The organism is Alteraurantiacibacter lauratis, from assembly GCF_037154155.1.
GTDB lineage: Bacteria > Pseudomonadota > Alphaproteobacteria > Sphingomonadales > Sphingomonadaceae > Alteraurantiacibacter > Alteraurantiacibacter lauratis.
This window is the reverse complement of the sequence record NZ_JBANRN010000002.1, coordinates 192508-208786: the sequence shown is the minus strand read 5'-3', so window position 1 is coordinate 208786 and position 16279 is coordinate 192508. Positions and strand designations below refer to the sequence as shown.

The 16279-nt window shown below is 64.0% G+C and carries 17 protein-coding genes; 10 read left to right on the top strand and 7 right to left on the bottom strand.

From position 1 onward, the window contains the following. Nucleotides 1-45 precede the first annotated feature (45 nt). From WFP39_RS03295 to WFP39_RS03265, 7 genes are all read right to left on the bottom strand, one after another. The gene (locus tag WFP39_RS03295) at nt 46-1122 is read right to left on the bottom strand and encodes a glycoside hydrolase family 43 protein (protein WP_377923242.1); all 1077 of its coding nucleotides are present in this window, start codon (nt 1120-1122) and stop codon (nt 46-48) included. A gap of 91 nt (nt 1123-1213) precedes the next feature. After that, nucleotides 1214-2011, bottom strand: a complete 798-nt coding sequence (locus tag WFP39_RS03290; RefSeq protein ID WP_336917710.1) for an ABC transporter ATP-binding protein — start codon at nt 2009-2011, stop codon at nt 1214-1216. Further along, nucleotides 2011-3003 carry a FecCD family ABC transporter permease gene (locus WFP39_RS03285; RefSeq protein WP_336917709.1) on the bottom strand — a complete coding sequence of 331 codons (993 nt, stop codon included), beginning with the start codon at nt 3001-3003 and terminating at the stop codon, nt 2011-2013. The genes WFP39_RS03290 and WFP39_RS03285 overlap by 1 nt, the downstream gene beginning before the upstream one ends. Next, nucleotides 3000-3755: an ABC transporter substrate-binding protein gene (locus WFP39_RS03280; protein ID WP_336917708.1), complete on the bottom strand. Its 756-nt coding sequence runs from the start codon at nt 3753-3755 to the stop codon at nt 3000-3002. Before WFP39_RS03280 ends, WFP39_RS03285 begins: the two co-directional genes overlap by 4 nt. Nucleotides 3756-3913: 158 nt before the next feature. Continuing rightward, nucleotides 3914-5827 carry a TonB-dependent receptor plug domain-containing protein gene (locus WFP39_RS03275; RefSeq protein WP_336917707.1) on the bottom strand — a complete coding sequence of 638 codons (1914 nt, stop codon included), beginning with the start codon at nt 5825-5827 and terminating at the stop codon, nt 3914-3916. A gap of 110 nt (nt 5828-5937) precedes the next feature. Further along, entirely contained in the window at nt 5938-6327 is a 390-nt protein-coding gene (locus WFP39_RS03270; RefSeq protein ID WP_336917706.1) for an ArsR/SmtB family transcription factor, read from the bottom strand. Further along, complete coding sequence (locus tag WFP39_RS03265; protein WP_336917705.1) at nt 6324-6953, bottom strand: peroxiredoxin; 630 nt, start codon at nt 6951-6953, stop codon at nt 6324-6326. Before WFP39_RS03265 ends, WFP39_RS03270 begins: the two co-directional genes overlap by 4 nt. A gap of 106 nt (nt 6954-7059) precedes the next feature. Between WFP39_RS03265 and WFP39_RS03260 the strand changes: the two genes are divergently transcribed. From WFP39_RS03260 to WFP39_RS03215, 10 genes are all read left to right on the top strand, one after another. Next, on the top strand, nt 7060-7977 hold the full coding sequence (locus WFP39_RS03260) for an MBL fold metallo-hydrolase (RefSeq protein WP_336917704.1): 918 nt from the start codon (nt 7060-7062) through the stop codon (nt 7975-7977). Further along, nucleotides 7974-8414: a YeeE/YedE family protein gene (locus WFP39_RS03255; RefSeq protein WP_336917703.1), complete on the top strand. Its 441-nt coding sequence runs from the start codon at nt 7974-7976 to the stop codon at nt 8412-8414. Before WFP39_RS03260 ends, WFP39_RS03255 begins: the two co-directional genes overlap by 4 nt. Further along, complete coding sequence (locus WFP39_RS03250; protein WP_336917702.1) at nt 8411-8827, top strand: YeeE/YedE family protein; 417 nt, start codon at nt 8411-8413, stop codon at nt 8825-8827. The genes WFP39_RS03255 and WFP39_RS03250 overlap by 4 nt, the downstream gene beginning before the upstream one ends. A gap of 39 nt (nt 8828-8866) precedes the next feature. Beyond that, nucleotides 8867-10447 (top strand): bifunctional protein tyrosine phosphatase family protein/NAD(P)/FAD-dependent oxidoreductase, encoded by a 1581-nt coding sequence (locus WFP39_RS03245; protein WP_336917701.1) that lies wholly within the window; start codon nt 8867-8869, stop codon nt 10445-10447. A 1-nt stretch (nt 10448) separates the two neighbouring features. Continuing rightward, the gene (locus WFP39_RS03240; RefSeq protein WP_336917700.1) at nt 10449-12221 is read left to right on the top strand and encodes a SulP family inorganic anion transporter; all 1773 of its coding nucleotides are present in this window, start codon (nt 10449-10451) and stop codon (nt 12219-12221) included. Next, nucleotides 12218-12820 carry a c-type heme family protein gene (locus tag WFP39_RS03235; protein WP_336917699.1) on the top strand — a complete coding sequence of 201 codons (603 nt, stop codon included), beginning with the start codon at nt 12218-12220 and terminating at the stop codon, nt 12818-12820. Before WFP39_RS03240 ends, WFP39_RS03235 begins: the two co-directional genes overlap by 4 nt. Before the next feature lie 145 nt (nt 12821-12965). Then, nucleotides 12966-13595 carry a peroxiredoxin gene (locus WFP39_RS03230; protein WP_336917698.1) on the top strand — a complete coding sequence of 210 codons (630 nt, stop codon included), beginning with the start codon at nt 12966-12968 and terminating at the stop codon, nt 13593-13595. A 94-nt stretch (nt 13596-13689) separates the two neighbouring features. Then, a complete protein-coding gene (locus WFP39_RS03225) occupies nt 13690-15099 on the top strand; it encodes a cytochrome ubiquinol oxidase subunit I (RefSeq protein ID WP_336917697.1) in 1410 nt (469 codons plus the stop codon). Then, nucleotides 15096-16094 carry a cytochrome d ubiquinol oxidase subunit II gene (cydB, locus tag WFP39_RS03220; protein WP_336917696.1) on the top strand — a complete coding sequence of 333 codons (999 nt, stop codon included), beginning with the start codon at nt 15096-15098 and terminating at the stop codon, nt 16092-16094. The genes WFP39_RS03225 and cydB overlap by 4 nt, the downstream gene beginning before the upstream one ends. Continuing rightward, entirely contained in the window at nt 16094-16201 is a 108-nt protein-coding gene (locus WFP39_RS03215; protein ID WP_336917695.1) for a DUF2474 family protein, read from the top strand. The genes cydB and WFP39_RS03215 overlap by 1 nt, the downstream gene beginning before the upstream one ends. Nucleotides 16202-16279 lie beyond the last annotated feature (78 nt).

The following is a 16279-nucleotide window of genomic DNA, read 5'->3' as shown; positions in this document are numbered from 1 at the left end:
CCCGGAAAGCGGCCCTTTCATGCAGCGGTTTGCACCGCCTGATTTTTACTTGAACGGGTTGATCGTCTGGATCGTGCCGTCTTCGTTGAAAGTCAGCGGGGTCATCTTCACATTGCGCAGGTGGGTTTTGCCCGACAGCTGCGTGTCGTGATAGGACAGATACCACTGGCCGTTGATTTCGGTGATCGAATGGTGCGAGGTCCAGCCCTGCACCGGCTCCAGCACGCGGCCGCGATAGGTGAAGGGGCCATAGGGCGACGTGCCGGTGGCATACACGATGTAGTGCGTGTCACCGGTCGAATAAGTGAAGTAATAGGTGTCGCCGCGCTTGAACACCCACGCGCCTTCGAAGAAGCGGCGCGCATTGTCTCCGCCCAGAAGCGGGTTGCCCTCTTCGTCAAGCAGCATCACCTCGCGCGGAGTTTCCGCAAATTCCAGCATGTTGTCGGCCATGCGCGCAATGCGTGGCATGATCGCGGGCTGATCGGGCTGGCGCAGATCGTCCACCGTGCCGTTGGGGTCGTAAACGCCGTTCTGCCAGCGCTGCAGCTGGCCGCCCCAGATGCCGCCGAAATACATGTAATGCGTGCCATCGCTGTCGCGGAACACGTTCGGGTCCATCGAATAGCTGCCCTGAATGGGCTGCGGCTGCGCGGTGAAGGGGCCAACCGGGCTGGTGCTGGTGGCAACACCGATGCGGAAGATGTCTTCCTTGTCCTTGGCCGGGAAATACAAATAGTATGTGCCATCCTTGTAGGCGGCATCAGGCGCCCACATCTGGCGGCCGGCCCAGGGCACATTGGCAATATCCAGCGCCACCGGATGCACCGTTACCGGCCCGCCCACGCGATCCATCGACAACACCTGATAATCGCGCATGGCGAAGTGGCTGCCCAGATCATCTTCGGGAATGCCCGATTCGATGTCGTGCGAGGCGTAGATGTAGATCCGCCCGTCTTCCCACACATGGGTGGAAGGGTCGGCGGTGTAGATTTCGCTTACCAGCGGCTCGTCCCGGAACTGCGGGCCAGCCTCGGTCTCGATCGTGGATGCTTGCGAGCAGGCGACTGCTCCGAAAGCGATGATAGCGCTACCAATTGCAAGAAAACTCTTTCGCACCAGTCTCTCCGTTCGCTTCTTTTGGGGATGAGTGGGTTATGCGGGATTGAATCGGCGCTGTCAAAGGGATGCGGCTGCAACCCGGCCAGATGGCCTATTCCGGGCGCAATTCTGCCCCCTTTTCATGGATTTCCCACGGCAACAGCCACGCCTCGCCGTCATGCACGCCAGCCAGTGGCTGCACCCCAAAGACCGCTGCGATCCTGTCTGGCACGAGCACTTCGAGCGGTGGGCCGTCGGCGACGATCTGCCCCCGGTGCATCAGGATCACCCGGTCGAGAAAGCGTGCAGCCAGCGGCAATTCCTGCAATACTGCCAACACACCCGTCCCGGCCCGCGCACGGGCGCGCAGCAATTCCATCACCGCCAGCTGGTGCCGGGGATCGAGGCCGGCGACCGGCTCGTCCGCCAGCAGCAGCGGTGCTTCCACCGCCAGTGCACGGGCGAGCAGGACGCGCGCCTTCTCCCCGCCGGACAGGACATGGGCCGGGCGCGTGGCAATCGCGGCGATACCGGTTTGCGCCATGGCGGTTTCCACCGCCGCAGCATCGGCCATCGAAGGCGGCGCCAGCGCCCGGCGATGGGGGAAGCGCCCCAGCGCCACCACTTCGCGCACCGGCACGGCCCAGGCGATGGTCCGATCCTGCGGCAGATAGGCGAGCAGGCGCGCCCTTTCACCGGGATCAAGCCGGTCGAGGCGGTGCGCGCCAAGCAGCACCTCGCCTTCCGCCCTGGCGGTGCCGACACCGGCCAATGCGCGCAGCAGGGTGGATTTGCCCGCACCGTTCGGCCCCAGCAGGCCCACCAGTTCCCCTCGGCCGAGGCGCAGGGAAATCCGGTCGATGATCGGACAGGTGCCCGCGCGAACGGTTACTCCGCGTGCCTCCAGCATCAGCCCGCTCCCCCGCGCGACCGCAGCACCAGCCACAGAAAGAACGGCGCGCCAACAAGCGCGGTCACCACACCCAGCTTCAGCTCGGCACCCGGCGTCACCAGACGCACCGCGATGTCGGCAAGCAGCAGCAGAAGGCCGCCGCCCAGCGCGCTCATCGGCACCAGCAAACGAGGGCGATGGCCCAGCACGGGGCGCAGCAGGTGCGGCACGACGAGGCCGACAAAGCCGATCACGCCCGCCACAGCGGTTGCCGCCCCCACGCCGAGCGCGGTGCCCAGCACCACTTGCCAGCGCAGGCGTGCGAGATCGACGCCCAGACTTGCCGCCGCTTCTTCGCCCAAGGTCAGCACGTCCAGCGCGCGGGCGGCGAACAGCAGAAGCATAAGGCCAGCAAGGATGAAGGGTGCGGCAAGGGCGACATGCAGCAGCGAGCGATCGGTCAGCGATCCCATCAGCCAGAACACGATTTCCTGCGCGGCAAAGGGGTTGGGCGACAGGTTCAGGACAAGCGCGGTGAGCGCTCCTGCCAGGCTCGACAAGGCAACGCCTGCAAGGATCAGCGTCAGGATCGAGGCCCGGCCGGCCAGCGCATACAGCAACCCCGCCGCCAGCAGGGCCGCACCGATGGCCAGCAGCGGCAAGGCCAGCGGCATGGCGGCGGACAGTCCAGTATAGAGTGCAATCACCGCCCCCAGCGCTGCCCAGGCCGAGACGCCGATCACGCCCGGTTCGGCCAGCGGATTGCGCAGGAAGCCCTGCAAGGCCGCGCCCGATGCGCCCAGCGCCGCGCCGATCAGCAGGGCCAGCAAGGCGCGCGGCAGACGGATTTCGCGCATGATCAGCGTGGCGGCATCGCCGTGCAATTCGGGCCCCGGCACGAACAGCGCCGCAGGATGGATAGCCACCGGCCCCAGCATCAGCGAGGCGGCAAAGGCCAGCGCGGCCGATGCGGCAAGCGTGGCGCCGATCAGGGGTGGGATGCGGTTCATGCGTCAAGCCCCCGCCGCGCCGCCACCAGCGCCTCCAGCGCCCGCAAAGTGCGCAGATTGCCGCAGGCGGTGTAGCGCGACGGAATCGCCAGCACTTTGGCATCGTGCAGCACATGGCGCATGGCCGGGTGGCGCGTGTTTTCCTGCGCCAGCGCGGGTGCGGAGCCGGGATCGCCCAGGTCAATTACCGTGGGAGGGGTGTGCAGCATTTGTTCAAGCGAAACCTGCCGCACGCCGTTCCATCCCAGATGCTGCCCCAATGTGCGAAACCCCGCGCGATTGGCGACCTCTGCCAGCAGCGTGCCGTTCCCCGACGAAAAGCCGTTGGCGGCATAATCTGCGTAAAGCGGTGCATCTTGCGGCGCGGGCGGCACGGCGGCGAGGGCGGTTTCCAGCTCGCGCACCAGCGCTTCGCCGCGTTCCCGCTCCCCCACGGCGGCGGCGAGGAGCCGTATATTGGTGGTAATTGCGGCGAAATCGCTTTCGGGCGCAAGCTCGACCACCGGATAGCCCAGTCGCCTCAGCATCGCGACCGCCTGTCTTGCGCTGAATGTGCCTGCCAGCACGAGATCGGGCCGAAGCGCGATGACCTCCTCTGCCGTGCCGCGGGTGACGGGCAGTCGCCGCGCTTCGGCGGCCATGGCGGAGAAATGCGGATCGGCGGCAAGTTGCGTGACGGCCGCAATGCGGCGAGGTTCCACCAGTTGCATCAGCAGTTGATCGGTGCACAGGTTGAGCGAAACGATACGCATCGGGCGCGGGTCTGTGGCCGATGGCGGTGAAACCATACTCGCACGATCGGGCGCAAGGCCAACCCCGGCCATTAACAGCAGGCTTGCCGTTGCGACGGCTGCCCCCGCTACTGCCGTCAAGCCCGCCATCCGCCGCACATCAACCCTCGCTAAACCTGTCAGGGAATTACAACCCTCAGTCCAGCATAAGCGGCGCGGCCCGGCGCGCCATAGCTGATCGCCTGTTGATAGGTTTCATCGAGCAGATTTTCGACGCGCGCGGTCACTTCCAGCCTGTCCGATACCCGCAGCGAACCCGCCAGTCGCAGCAACACAAGGCGGTCGAGCGGGGTCTTGGTGGCCGCGAAATCCACGAAGAAGTCGCGGAAATCGGTGTCGAGCATCCGCCCGTTATACACCGCACCCACCGCGATGCGGCCTGCGCCAATCTGCGCATGGGCATCAAGGCTGGCCTGGTGGCGCGGTCGGCGCACTTCACGTGTGCCATCCGGATCGCGCGCAGAAAGGCGGGTGAAACTGCCTGCAAGGCCAAACCAGCCCAGATCCATCCGCCCGCTCACCTCGACGCCGTGGCGGCGGCTGCGGCCGGCATCGTTCACCACGGTGGGAAACAGGCTGACAATCTCGTCGCGCAAGGTGGCCGTGAACCAGGTCGCATCCACCAGCAACCAGTCGGCCACGCGCTGTTCTACCCCGAAGTCGAAACCGCGCGCCTTTTCGGGGCGCAGATCGGGATTGCCTACGAAGGTGCCGGGGTTGAAGCCGAATTGTTCGGTGAAGGTCGGGTTGGTCACGCCGGTGCCAAAACTGCTGTGCAGCCGTGTCCCGGTGCCGGGAAGCTGCCACGCGGCGGTGAGTGCCACGGTGGTCGCATCGGCAAAATCCTCGTTATCGTCATGCCGTGCCGATGCACGCAGAAACACCTGGTCGAACAAGTCCACCCGGTATTCAGCGCCCAACCCGGCCATGCTGCGGCGCTGCACGGGAATCTGTTCGGGCGCGAAAGGGAATGTGTTGCGGTAGCGTTCGGTTTCGTAATCTGCGAAAACGGTGATGCGGTGCACCGCATCGCCGCCACTGCTGGCAAAAGCATATCCGCTGCGCGCGGAAATCCGAAGCCGCGCGCCCCGATCACCGAAGAAATCGGCACCATCCGCCCCGCCGGTCAGCCGGCCGAAGGAGTAGCTGGCTGAAAGGGCTGCGTCCCACCCCTCCATCGGAGCAAGGGCGAGGGTGGCGCCAGCCGCGATGTCGCGCGTGTCGGAATAGCTTTCATCATCCACCGCCAGCCCTTGCAGCGGGCCACCCGAAAAATCGAACCCGTCGGTCTGCGTGCGCTTGTCGACAGCGCGCAGCATCGCGTCCAGCCTCACGCCCGTTGCCAGTGCCGCCCCGCCGCGCAGATTCAGGCTGGCATTGCGATCGCCATCGCGCTCGGTGCCGATGGCTGCTGCGCTGATGCCGTCGGTGCGGCGGTATTGCGCCGTCGCGGCAAGGAAGGTCTCGCGGTTGCCGATCGCCGTTGCGGCATGGCCCATCACAGTGCCGAAGCTTCCCGCTTCCATCGCCGCTGCAAAGGCCGGGCCATCGCCCCCACGCGTGACAATATTGATGACACCGCCCAGCGCATTGGAGCCGTAAAGGCCCCCCTGCGGGCCGCGCAATACCTCGATCCGGTCAATCGCGCCGGTGAGCAGGGTGGAGAAATCGAATTCCCCGTTGCCGACAGGGGCCACTTCGATCCCGTCGATCAGCACCAGCGTGTGGTTGCCCTCTGCCCCGCGGATACGCACTTGCGCCAATTGCCCGACGCCACCCGGCTGGCTTACGGCAAGACCCGGCACGGCGCGCAGAAGATCGATGACATCGGTATCGCCGCGCCGCGTGATGTCCGCGTTCCCGATCACCGTCAGCGAACTGCCGATGCGCGGGGCGGGCACGGGCAGGGCGCTGCCGGTCACGACAATCGGCTCCTGCTCCGGCGGGGCATTCTGCGCGGCGGCCGGAATCGCCGCCATGCTCAGGGCCAGCAGGGTTGGAACAAGGGCGGCATAACGTGGGTAACGTCGCATATGCTTAGGGGATGCTCCTCGCGGTAGTCGCGGCGCCCTAGACAGGATATTCGGTTGCAAATCAAGGGGATCGGCGGCGATCAGCTGCCTGGGCCAGTGTCGTGCACCCTTTATCGCACGATCCGCGCAAAGCCCGCCACGCCGCCGGGCGTCATCTCTGCCACGGCGGCGCGGGTCGATGCGGCCGGCGCGGCAATCTGATCCTGGCCGCAGAACACCGCTTCCATCGTCTGAACACATGATATCACCCGGTCATCCGCCAGCGCATACCACACTTGCTTGGCTTCCTTGCGCGTATTGACCAATTCGGCACGGCGCAGTTCCGCCAGTTGCTGGCTGAGAGCGGGCTGGGTGATGCCCGTAATTTCGCCAATTTCGGCGACAGTGCGTTCGCCGCGCAGCAGGCAGCTCAGGATCATCAGGCGCAGCGGCTGGGCGTAGACGCGCAGGCGTTCCGCCACATCAGCGGCAATGTCGCGGTTTTCGAAAAGCGCGGTCATGCCAATGTGCGGCAGAACCAGTCCGCCTCCTTGTTGGTGGCTACTGCACCGTCAGGTGGCGGCGCAAGCAGCGGATCGCCCGGCTGCCAGCCGGCGGGGGCAAAACCCTTGCCATCCTCCGCCGCTTTCAGTGCGGCGACGAGGCGCAGCATTTCCTCGGCGCTGCGGCCAACATTGTGCGGGTAGGTGGTAATGGCACACAAAACGCCCGCAGGATCGATGAAATAGGCTGATCGCATCGCCATGGCATCGGGGCTGGAATGGTCGATCATGCCATAGGCCTGCCCGATCACCATGCTGGGATCTTCGATAATGGGAAAGCTGATGGGGACGCCAAAGAGTTCCTCGATCGCCTTGACCCATGCAAGATGTGCGTAGAGGCTGTCCACCGACAGACCGACCAGCGCACAATCGAGTGCATCGAATTGCGGTTGAAGCCGCGCCAGCGCCACAAACTCGGTTGTGCAGACCGGCGTGAAGTCCGCCGGGTGCGAGAAAAAGACCACCCAGCGCCCGCGCTGTGAAGACAGCCGAAACGGCCCCTTGGTGGAGCGGGCGATGAAATCCGGCGCGGTGTCACCAATGCGCAGCGGGCGGGCATGGGAAAGGGTGGGCGTATCGGTCATTTCGTCGGGTTTCTCATCCGGTCTCTCTGCCAAGCATAGGGACTTGACGCAATGGCCCTACAAGATTACATAGTTTATGTAAATACGATTTCAAAAGGAGAGTGTTATGGCCGATTCTGCCGTTGCCAAGGCTTCCGCCCAGATTGCCGCTGCGCAGGCTGGCGTGCCGCAGATCAAATCGTTCTTCGATCCGGCGACCTTTACGGTCACCTATGTGGTGCACGATCCTGAAACGAAAATCGCGGCCATCATTGACAGCGTGCTCGACTTCGATCCGGCCTCAGGTCGCACATCCCACGCCTCGGCCGATCAGGTAATTGCCTATGTCGCGGACAAGGGGCTGACGGTCGAATGGCTGCTGGAAACGCACGCGCATGCCGATCATCTGACCGCCGCGCCTTATCTTCAGCGCAAGCTGGGCGGGAAGATCGCCATTGGTGAACATATCACCACGGTGCAGGATGTGTTCGGCAAGCTGTTCAATGCGGGCGAGGATTTCCGCCATGACGGCTCGGATTTCGACCAGCTGTGGAAGGATGGCGACCAGTTCAAGATCGGCAATCTGAATGTCACCGTGCTGCATGTGCCGGGCCATACGCCGGCCTGTGTCGCCTATGTCATCGGTGATGCGGTGTTCGTGGGTGATACGATGTTCATGCCCGATTACGGCACGGCGCGTGCGGATTTTCCTGGTGGCGATGCGCGCACGCTCTACCGTTCGGCGCGCCGCATTCTGAGCCTGCCGCCCGAAACCCGGCTGTTCATGTGCCACGATTACCTGCCTGCCGGACGCACCGAATATGTCTGGGAAACCACGGTGGAGGCGGAACGCGCCGCCAATATCCACATCCATGATGGCATTACCGAGGACGAGTTCGTCGCCATGCGTGAAGCGCGTGACGCAACGCTCGACATGCCGCGCCTGATATTGCCGTCCGTGCAGGTGAATATGCGTGCCGGCCATTTGCCGCCGGCAGAGGAGAACGGCGTGACTTACCTCAAAATCCCGGTGAACGCGGTATGATCCCCGGCTTTCCCCATGCCATGCCGGTCGAAGGCTTTGCCGGCGGCTTGCTGATCGGCCTTTCCGCAGCGGTGATGCTGCTGGGGCTGGGCCGTATCGCGGGCGTCAGCGGGATGGCGGCACGCGCCACCGGCATCGCCGATACAGGCGCGCCGCGCGGACTTGCCATTGCCTTTGTCGTTGGCCTGCCGCTGGGCGCGCTGGTTGTCTCGCTGCTGGCGGGCGGGGTGGAAGTGCGCTTCCCCTCTTCCGTGTGGCCGTTGGTGATCGGCGGCCTGCTGGTGGGCTTTGGCACGCGGCTGGGTTCGGGTTGCACGAGCGGCCACGGCGTGTGCGGCCTGTCGCGCCTGTCGCGCCGGTCGATGGTGGCAACGGGCCTGTTCATGGCGAGCGGATTTGCGACCGTCGCCGTGCTGCGCATGGGAGGCTTGCTGTGAAACAGAACCTTATCGCTCTGGCGGCAGGTGTGCTGTTCGGCGCAGGGCTTGCCTTTTCGGGCATGGCGGATCCTGCGCGCGTGCAGGGATTTCTTGATCTGTTCGGGCAGTGGGACCCCACGCTCGCCTTCGTGATGGGCGGGGCGATAATCCCGATGGCGCTCGCCTGGATGCTGCAGCGCCGGATGCAAAGCCCGCTGGCCGTGTCGAAGTTCAGCCTGCCGGGCACCACGCAACTCGACCGCCCGCTGGCAGTGGGCGCGGTGCTGTTCGGCATGGGCTGGGGCATTGCCGGCCTTTGCCCCGGCCCGGCGCTTGCGGATCTGGCGATCGCGCCAACGGCTGTGCTGCCTTTCGTGGTGGCAATGGTGGCAGGCATGGCGTTGCACCGGATGCTGCCTTCGCAACATTAGGGAAAAGGCGCCGCTTCCGGTGCCGGATTGGAAAAGAATATGTCCATCACACCGATTACGCCTGCCTTTTCCGTGACTGGCCAGCTTCGCGCTGCCAATCTGAAGGCTGCGGCAGAGCAAGGCTTCAAATCTGTCATCTGCAACCGCCCCGATGGGGAGGAGCCCGATCAACCCACCGCCGCGGACTTGCAGCGTGGGGCGGAAGGTCTTGGCCTGCAGTTCCGCCATATTCCCGTGGTGCCCGGCATGTTCACCGATGCCGGTGCGGCGCAGATGGCGCAGGCTTTGGCTGAAATGCCCGCGCCCGTACTGGCCTTCTGTCGCACCGGCGCGCGTTCGACCAAGCTTTTCGAAATGGCGCAATCGGCGCAGCAACTGCCCGCCTCCGCGCCCAAAACCTACGACATCGTCATCGTGGGCGGCGGCAGCGCGGGGATCGCCACTGCATCCAGCATCCTGCGCCGCCGCAAGGGTCTTGCCATCGCCGTGATCGAGCCGAGCGAGGTGCATTATTACCAGCCCGGCTGGACGATGGTGGGCGCAGGGGTGTTTTCCGCCGAATTCACCCGCCGCACCGAAAAATCGGTGATGCCACGCGGGGTGGATTGGATCAAACAGGCGGCAGCGGGCTTTGCGCCCGAAAGCAACCGGGTGCTCCTCGCCGATGGCAGCGCGGTTGAATATCGCGTGCTGATTGCCTGTCCCGGCATCAAGCTCAACTGGGGTGCGATCGAAGGGCTTGCCGAAACGCTGGGCAAGAACGGCGTCACCTCGAATTACCGCTATGACCTTGCCCCCTACACCAACCGGCTGGTCAAGGATCTGAAAGGCGGGCGTGCGCTGTTTACGCAGCCGCCCATGCCGATCAAATGCGCCGGCGCGCCGCAGAAATCGATGTATCTGTCGTGCAGCAAATGGGAAAAGGCCGGCGTCCTGAAAGACATCGACGTGCAGTTCCACACGGCAGGCGCGGTGCTGTTCGGCGTGGCCGCCTATGTTCCGGCGCTGATGGAATATGTCGAGCGTTACAACGCCCACCTCAATCTTGAATCCAGGCTCGTCGCAGTGGACGGGGCGCGCAAGGTCGCGACCTTTGAACAGAAGCGCGGCGAGGAAGTGGTGCGCGTGGAAGAACCTTTCGACATGATCCACGTAGTGCCGCCGCAAGTCGCGCCCGATTTCGTGGCGAGCAGCCCACTCGCCGCCGCCAGCGGCTTTATCGAGGTGGACGAGGCAACCTTGCGCCATGTCCGCTATCCCAATGTGTTCGGCCTTGGCGATGCCTGTTCGGCCTCCAACGCCAAGACGATGGCCGCCGCGCGCAAACAGGCGCCCGTGGTCGCAGTCAACGCGCTCGCCGCGCTGGATGGCAAGCCGCCGGTGGCCGATTACGATGGCTACGGCTCGTGCCCGCTTACGGTGGAAAGCGGCAAGGTGGTGCTGGCCGAGTTCGGCTATGGCGGCAAGCTGTTGCCCAGCTTTCCCAATTGGCTGATCGATGGCACGCGCCCGTCGCGCCTTTCTTGGCTGCTGAAAGACACCATCCTGCCGCCGATCTATTGGCACGGGATGCTGAAAGGGCACGAATGGATGGTCAAGCCGCACAAGATCGGCGCGTAAGATGAGGGCTTTGGCGCGGTATCTGCCCATTCTGGAATGGGGGCGGGGCTATAACCGCACAGTGCTGACCAGCGATCTGGTGGCGGCGATGATCGTCACCATCATGCTGATCCCGCAGAGCCTTGCCTATGCCATGCTTGCGGGACTGCCGCCCGAAGTGGGCCTTTACGCCTCTATCCTGCCGATCTTCGCCTATGCCCTGTTCGGCACCAGCCGGGCTCTGGCGGTGGGGCCTGTGGCGGTCATCAGCCTGATGACGCTGACCGCGGCGAGCAGCGTTGCCGCGCCGGGTAGTCCGGAATTTATCGCCGCCGCGCTTATCCTCGCGCTGCTGTCGGGCCTGATGTTACTTGCCATGGGCATATTGCGGCTCGGCTTTCTGGCGAACCTTCTGTCGCATCCGGTCGTATCGGGTTTCATCACGGCCAGCGGCATCATCATTGCCACCAGCCAGGTCAAATCGTTGCTGGGCGTGCAGGCCAGCGGGCAGGCCATGCCTGAACTTGTGAGCACGCTTGTCAGTTCGATCCCGCAGACCAATCTCCCCACACTGGTGATCGGCGTTGCCGCCACCGCGTTCCTGTTCTGGGTGCGCAAGGGCCTGAAGCCTTTGCTGGTGAAAGCGGGCCTGCCGCCGCGCCCGGCGGATTTGCTGGCCAAGGCCGGGCCGATTGCAGCGGTGGCGGTGTCTACGCTGGCGGTGATTGCCTTCGATCTGGAGGCGCAGGGCGTCAAGGTCGTCGGCGATATCCCGCAAAGCCTGCCGCCCTTCACCGTGCCGCTGTTCGATGCCGAATTGTGGGGCAAGCTGGCCGTGCCAGCTCTGCTGCTCTCGATCATCGGCTTTGTCGAAAGCGTTTCGGTGGCGCAGACCTTGGCTGCCAAGAAGCGCCAACGCATTTCGCCCGATCAGGAATTGATCGGTCTTGGTGCGGCGAATGTCGCGGCCAGCTTTTCGGGCGGCTATCCGGTGACGGGCGGCTTTGCCCGTTCGGTCGTCAATTTCGATGCAGGGGCCGAAACCCCGGCGGCGGGCGCGTTTACCGCCATCGGTATCCTGATCGCTGCGCTGTTCCTGACCCCGCTGCTTGCTTCCTTGCCCATTGCGACGTTAGCGGCGACGATCATCGTGGCCGTGCTGAGCCTGGTTGATTTCAAGACTCCGCGCGAGGTGTTCAGGTATTCACGCGCCGATTTTGCGGCGATGATGGCGACGATCCTTGTCACACTGCTGGTGGGGGTGGAGCCGGGGGTGATCGCGGGTGTCGCGCTCAGTCTGGCGCTGTTCCTATGGCGCGCGTCGCGCCCGCATGCCGCGATTGTGGGTCGGGTGCCGGAAACTGAGCATTTCCGCAATGTGAAGCGGCACAAGGTCTTTACCGATCCGCGTGTGCTGACCATCCGCATCGACGAAAGCCTGACCTATCTCAACGCCCGGTGGCTGGAGGAGTTCGTGCTGGAGCAGGTGGCCGACGCGCCGCAGCTCCGCCACCTGATCCTGATGTGTTCGGCGGTGAACGCGATCGACGCATCTGCTCTGGAAAGCATGGAGGCGATCAATCACCGCCTGTCCGATGCCGGGGTCACGCTGCATCTGTCGGAAGTGAAAGGGCCGGTGATGGACGCGCTGGAGCGCAGCCATTTCCTCGACGCGCTGACGGGCAGCGTGTTCCTGTCGCAGAACGCTGCTTTCGACGCGGTGGTGGCTCTCGCCAATGCCGAGGAAGCATCAAACGGGGAGCCCGATCCGTTGCTGGCAAGGGGGATGATATGAGGGCGCCCGGAATTGCCGGCTCGGCGCTAGGCCTCGCGCTTGCCTTGTCTTCTTGCGCCACCGTGCCGGTTCAAGCGCCTGATCTGGCGCGGGCAAGCGCCATTGCCGACCAGTTCCAGCAACGCCTGTCGCTGCAACTGGTAACCGCGCTGCGCGAAGGCGGGCCGGTTGCCGGGATCGAGGTTTGCGCGCGTGAAGCGCCCGCGATTGCCGCGGCGCTTTCGGCGGAAACGGGCGCCGATGTACGGCGCATATCCTTTGCCCCGCGCAATCCGGCGGCGATGGCCCCGGAGCATTTGCTTGCACCATTAAGCGATTTGGAGGCCCGTCCGCTTGATGAAGACGGCCGCCCCCGCATGATCGGCTGGATCGAAGGGCGGGGCGCTGCGGCACGGCAAGTGACGCTGCGCAGCTTGGTGATGCAGGATCAGCCCTGCGGCACCTGCCACGGGCACGATATCGCGCCTGATGTGCAGGCGGCGCTGGCTCGGCTATATCCGCAAGACCGGGCGACCGGCTTTTCCGCCGGGCAATTACGCGGAGCGATCCTGGTGAGCCAGCCGGTCGCGCCTTCTGCCGAGAATGCCGCGACGCGGTGAGAGACAGGCCAAGGGATCGGCCCAAGGGGAACGAAAGAGCACTTACAGATTTCTAATCTATAGATTACATTAATCGTGTAATTAGGTTTGTGCCAGCTCGGAGTCGGGTGTAAGAAGGCTGGGTTACGAGGCGAAAGGAACTCTCATGGCATTGCACATTGGCGATATCGCCCCCGATTTCACCACCACGACCCAGTTCGGTCCGTTCAGCTTTCACGAATGGGCGGGCGATTCCTGGGTGTTCTTCTTCAGCCATCCGGCCGATTTCACCCCGGTCTGCACCACCGAAATGGGCCGCACCGCGCAGCTGGCGGGTGAGTTTGCCAAGCGCAATGTGAAGCCGCTGGGCCTCTCCACCGACACGGCGGAAGAGCATCTTGCGTGGATTGCGGACGTGAACGACACGCAGAACACCGATCTGCAATTCCCGATCCTGGCCGATGCCGACCTGTCGGTGGCACGCCTGTATGACATGATCCACCCGCATCAGAGCGAAACGGCGGCGGTGCGTTCGGTGTTCATCATCGATCCGGAAAAGCGCATTCGCCTGACCATGACCTATCCGATGAGCGTGGGGCGCAACTTTGCCGAAATCCTGCGGGTGATCGACGCGCTGCAGACCAGCGACAAGTACCGCATTGCCACCCCGGCTGATTGGGAAGTGGGCAAGGACGTGATCATCCCGCCTTCGATCAAGGACGAGGAGGCGGCCAAGCTCTTCCCGCAAGGGTGGAAGGAATACCGCCCCTATCTGCGGACAACCAAGCTGGATTGACGAAAACGAAATCCGCCCGGCCTGCGTGAAGCAGCCGGGCGGTTTTTCGCATGAAATGTGTTGAAAGCACCCAGGGATCAAAGGACGGCGGGTTATGGTGATCGAACAGGAATGGGCCATCTTGCTGGCGCGCATCCAGTTTGCGTTTACGGTCAGCTTTCATTTCCTTTTTCCCGCCTTCTCCATCGGCCTCGCCAGCTATCTGGCGGTGCTGGAAGGGCTGTGGCTGAAAACGGGGAAGGGGGTTTACGCCAATCTCTACCGCTACTGGCTGAAGATATTCGCCGTGGTGTTCGCCATGGGGGTCGTGTCGGGAATTGTCATGTCCTACCAGTTCGGCACCAACTGGTCGGTTTTTTCGGACAAGGCCGGGCCGATCATCGGGCCGCTGATGGCCTATGAAGTGCTCACCGCCTTCTTCCTTGAGGCCGGCTTTCTGGGCGTCATGCTGTTCGGCATCAACAAGGTGGGGCGCAAGCTGCATTTCGTGGCAACGCTGGCGGTGGCCATCGGCACATTCATTTCCGCCTTCTGGATCCTGTCGGTAAACAGTTGGATGCAGACGCCGGTGGGGTATGAAATTGCCGCCAACGGCCAGTTCCTGCCGGGCGACAGCTGGTGGACAATCGTGTTCAATCCCAGCTTCCCCTATCGGCTGGTGCATACGCTGCTGGCGGCCTATCTGACCACCGCCTTTATCGTGGGCGCGGTCGGCGCGTGGCATTTGCTGAAGGATCGCGCCAATGAAGGCGCGCGCAAGATGTTTTCGATGGCAATGTGGATGGCGGCGATTGTCGCGCCGCTGCAAATTGTCGCAGGCGATTTTCACGGCCTCAACACGCTGGAACATCAGCCGGCGAAAGTGATGGCGATGGAAGGCCATTACCAGAGCCACCCGGATGGTGCGCCGCTGATCCTGTTCGGCATCCCCAACAGCGCCAAAGAGCGCGTGGATTACGCGGTGCAGATCCCCAAGGCGTCCTCGCTGATCCTGAAGCATGATCTGAACGCGCCGCTGGCGGGCCTCGATACCATTGCCGAGGAAGACCGGCCACCGGTGGGCATCGTGTTCTGGGCCTTCCGCATCATGGTGGGTATCGGCTTTGCCATGCTGGGCATCGGGGTATGGAGCCTGTTCGCGCGGTGGCGCGGCAGACTGTATGACTGGCCGCTGCTGCACCGGTTTGCCCTGCTCATGGGGCCATCGGGCCTTGTCGCCGTGCTTGCGGGCTGGGTGGTGACCGAAGTGGGGCGCCAGCCGTTTACCGTCTACGGCCTGCTGCGCACGGCGGACAGCGCCTCGCCATTGGATGCGCCTGCCGTGGCGGCATCGCTGGTGGCGTTCGTCGTCGTGTATTTCGCGGTGTTCGGCACGGGCATCTGGTATCTGCTGCGCTTGATGAAAAAGCCTCCGCAAGCGCACGAACCCGCGTTGGAAGATGCGCCCATCCGCAGCGCCGGTATCACGCCTGCCCCGGCTGTTCTGGAAGGAGAACCGGCATGATCGACCTGACCGTGATCTGGGCCTGCATCATCGGCTTTGCCATCGTCGCCTATGTCGTGATGGACGGGTTTGACCTGGGCATCGGCATCCTGTTTCCCTTCTTCAAGGTGGGCAAGGATCGCGACACCGCGATGAACAGCATCGCGCCCGTATGGGACGGGAACGAGACATGGCTGGTGATGGGGGTGGGCGGATTGCTCGCCGCCTTTCCGCTGGCCTATTCGATCATTCTGCCCGCACTCTACGCGCCGATGATTGCTATGCTGCTGGGCCTTGTGTTCCGCGGGGTGGCGTTCGAGTTTCGCTGGCGCGATCCGGCGCACCGCGCCTTCTGGGACCGGGCGTTCACGACGGGTTCTGTGGTCGCGACTTTTGCGCAAGGGGTGGCGCTGGGCGCGCTGCTGCAGGGCATTACGGTGGAAGGGCGCGCCTATGCGGGCGGCTGGTGGGAATGGCTTTCGCCGTTCAGCGTGCTGACCGGATTTGGTCTGATGGTGGGATATGCGCTGCTCGGCGCGTGCTGGCTCAACTGGAAGACCGAGGACGCGTTGCAGCGCCAAGCGGTAACCTATGCCGGGAGGTTGGGCCTTGCGCTGCTCTTGATGATCGGCGTGATCAGCCTTGCCACGTTGACGCTGGAGCCGCGCTACCTCGACCGTTGGCTCAGCTTCCCCGGCGTGCTGGCCACCGCGCAGGTGCCGCTGGCCACGCTGATCGTCACCTTCCTGTTCTACCGCGCGCTGCGCCGGGGCAAGGATGCGCAGCCCTTCTTCTGGGCGCTGGCACTGTTCGGCCTGTGTCTGGTGGGTTTGGGCGTGTCGATCTGGCCCGATGTGATCCCGTCGCGCGTCAGCATCTGGGAAGCCGCTGCCCCGCACCGCAGCCAGGTGTTCATGCTGGTGGGGGCGAGCATCATGATCCCCATCATCCTTGCCTATACCGCCTGGTCATACTGGGTGTTCCGCGGCAAGGTAGGCCACGACGGATACCATTGATGCGCAAGGGGCTGAAACAGCTGGGCTGGTTCGTTGCCATCTGGGCGCTGAGCGTGCTGGCGATCACTGCTGTGGGTTTCGTAATCCGCACGGTGATTGCGCCCTAGATCACGCCCAAAGTTCCGCTGGCTGACGCGCCATCTGCGACAAATAGCGTATATGGCGAGGGGGCGGGCAACCCTACG

Bases quoted from the DNA above. Each gene is read 5' to 3' on its own strand.
- WFP39_RS03260 (WP_336917704.1), top strand. From the start codon at position 7,060: ATGGCCGATTCTGCCGTTGCCAAGGCTTCCGCCCAGATTGCCGCTGCG.
- cydB (WP_336917696.1), top strand. From the start codon at position 15,096: ATGATCGACCTGACCGTGATCTGGGCCTGCATCATCGGCTTTGCCATC.
- WFP39_RS03240 (WP_336917700.1), top strand. From the start codon at position 10,449: ATGAGGGCTTTGGCGCGGTATCTGCCCATTCTGGAATGGGGGCGGGGC.
- WFP39_RS03280 (WP_336917708.1), bottom strand. From the start codon at position 3,755: ATGCGTATCGTTTCGCTCAACCTGTGCACCGATCAACTGCTGATGCAA.
- WFP39_RS03215 (WP_336917695.1), top strand. From the start codon at position 16,094: ATGCGCAAGGGGCTGAAACAGCTGGGCTGGTTCGTTGCCATCTGGGCG.
- WFP39_RS03270 (WP_336917706.1), bottom strand. From the start codon at position 6,327: ATGACCGCGCTTTTCGAAAACCGCGACATTGCCGCTGATGTGGCGGAA.
- WFP39_RS03230 (WP_336917698.1), top strand. From the start codon at position 12,966: ATGGCATTGCACATTGGCGATATCGCCCCCGATTTCACCACCACGACC.
- WFP39_RS03225 (WP_336917697.1), top strand. From the start codon at position 13,690: ATGGTGATCGAACAGGAATGGGCCATCTTGCTGGCGCGCATCCAGTTT.
- WFP39_RS03255 (WP_336917703.1), top strand. From the start codon at position 7,974: ATGATCCCCGGCTTTCCCCATGCCATGCCGGTCGAAGGCTTTGCCGGC.
- WFP39_RS03285 (WP_336917709.1), bottom strand. From the start codon at position 3,003: ATGAACCGCATCCCACCCCTGATCGGCGCCACGCTTGCCGCATCGGCC.
- WFP39_RS03265 (WP_336917705.1), bottom strand. From the start codon at position 6,953: ATGACCGATACGCCCACCCTTTCCCATGCCCGCCCGCTGCGCATTGGT.
- WFP39_RS03290 (WP_336917710.1), bottom strand. From the start codon at position 2,011: ATGCTGGAGGCACGCGGAGTAACCGTTCGCGCGGGCACCTGTCCGATC.
- WFP39_RS03235 (WP_336917699.1), top strand. From the start codon at position 12,218: ATGAGGGCGCCCGGAATTGCCGGCTCGGCGCTAGGCCTCGCGCTTGCC.
- WFP39_RS03245 (WP_336917701.1), top strand. From the start codon at position 8,867: ATGTCCATCACACCGATTACGCCTGCCTTTTCCGTGACTGGCCAGCTT.
- WFP39_RS03275 (WP_336917707.1), bottom strand. From the start codon at position 5,827: ATGCGACGTTACCCACGTTATGCCGCCCTTGTTCCAACCCTGCTGGCC.